Origin of the sequence: Saccharicrinis aurantiacus, from assembly GCF_001660705.2 — a bacterium.
GTDB lineage: Bacteria > Bacteroidota > Bacteroidia > Bacteroidales > Marinilabiliaceae > Saccharicrinis > Saccharicrinis aurantiacus.
On sequence record NZ_LYBV02000014.1, the window covers coordinates 1 to 1893 of the forward strand.

The window sequence follows — 1893 nt, forward strand, 5'->3', positions numbered from 1 at the left end:
TTGGCCATGTCAGTTTCATATTAGGTTTTTTTGTTGTGAGCAACAAATATATAAATTATTATAGTAACTGTTAAGTATAATAAAATAAGAATGAACCTTTTAGTTACGCTTTTTAGCCTAGGTGTTTTTTTAATATTATTGGCTTTGTGTCTCTTTTAAAAAACTCAATTCACCCATTATCTAATGGTATCCTTTGTAACATTAGCCACACAACGCATGCCTACGCCACTGCCTCTGTTGGTGGGTTTTCTATTGTCTGTTCTCGGGTATATACTCCCACTTGGGCCAGGGAATCCCCGTGTTATTCTATTGGAGTGATAAGTACTATCGGTACATGTTGGGTTGGTAACGGGGTCTTCGGTAAAGGGATACCAATAATCGAATATCCATTCGCCTACACCACCCGACATATCATATAATCCCAAAGGATTGGGCGGAAAGTAGCCTGACGGAGTCTCTCTTTTGGGAATATCCACACCTTTTCCATAATAATTACGGCCTCCATCTATAGTACCATCATCGGTGGCATTAGCTACCGCTTGCCCCCGGCTGCGCGCGGCATATTCCCATTGGGCATCGGTAGGCAAGCTCATGGGTACCCCCACCAAGTCGCCCAGCCACTCGCAATACTCCTGTGCCTCGTACCAATTCATGCCTGTTGCAGTGCCATCTGGGCCTCGAAAATTCAAGCCTATAAACTGAGAATATATTGAATCTATACCGACCGCTTTGGTAAACAAGTCAAATTCACCATAGGTAATTTCGTACTTTTGCATGTAATAGCTGTCTAGCGTAACCTCGTGCAAGGGAAAGCTTGAGGGGTCATCAAAAAAAGGTCTGTTATAGCCACTGGGGTAGGTTTTTCCCACATCGCCCATGGTAAAGGTACCACCCTCTACAAACACAAGGCTCTCTTTGGCTTTTTTAAGCATGTAGTCGTGTTCTTCTTCAGTTAAGCCCAATGGCTTACGTTGGCTTTGGCAAGCAAGCATTAACAGCATGGCTGTTAATGCAAATAAGTAATTTTTCATTTGTTTATAATTTATCAAAACCCACATAAGCAATGCACATTACAATCACGCCCTTGTGTGCCTCATAATTTGCTCTGGCCATGCCAGTTTCATATTAGGTTTTTGTTGTTAAGTTATTGTAGTAACTACCCATTACCTAATGGTATCCTTTGTAACATTAGCTACGCAACGCATGCCTACACCACTGCCTCTGTTAGTGGGTTTTCTATTATCTGTTCTCGGGTATATACTCCCACTTGGGCCAGGGAATCCCCGTGTTATTCTATTGGAGTGATAAGTACTATCGGTACATGTTGGGTTGGTTACGGGTTCTTTGGTAAAGGGATACCAATAATCGAATATCCATTCGCCTACACCATCTGTCATATCGTATATTCCCAATGGATTAGGAGGGTATGAGCCTGTAGGTTCATCACCAATGTTTCTGCCGTATTCAATAGTACCATCATCGGTGGCATTGGCTACGGCTTGCCCCCGGCTGCGCGCGGCATATTCCCATTGTGCATCGGTAGGCAAGCTCATGGGTACCCCCACCAAGTCGCCCAGCCATTGGCAATACTCCTGTGCCTCGTACCAATTCATTCCCTTAGCGGCACAATTTGGTTGGCGAATACGAGTAGAGCCTATAAATTGTCGATGAATAGAATCAATACCAACCGCTTTGGTAAACAAGTCAAATTCACCATAGGTAATTTCGTATTTTTGCATGTAATAGCTGTCTAGCGTAACCTCGTGCAAGGGAAAGCTTGAAGGGTCATCAAAAAACGGTTTGTTATAGCCACTGGGGTAGGTTTTCCCTACATCGCCCATGGTAAAGGTACCGCCCTCTACAAACACAAGGCTCTCTTTGGCTTTTTTAACT

Annotated in this window: 2 protein-coding genes; both read right to left on the reverse strand. The window is 43.5% G+C overall.

All coding sequences use genetic code 11. The features are described 5' to 3' along the window. Positions 1–176: 176 nt before the first annotated feature. Entirely contained in the window at positions 177–1031 is an 855-nt protein-coding gene (locus tag A8B35_RS05640) for a formylglycine-generating enzyme family protein (RefSeq protein WP_075602403.1), read from the reverse strand. A 132-nt stretch (positions 1032–1163) separates the two neighbouring features. Next, positions 1164–1893 (reverse strand): formylglycine-generating enzyme family protein (locus tag A8B35_RS05645; RefSeq protein ID WP_075602404.1); only part of this gene is annotated, 730 nt, incomplete at its 5' end.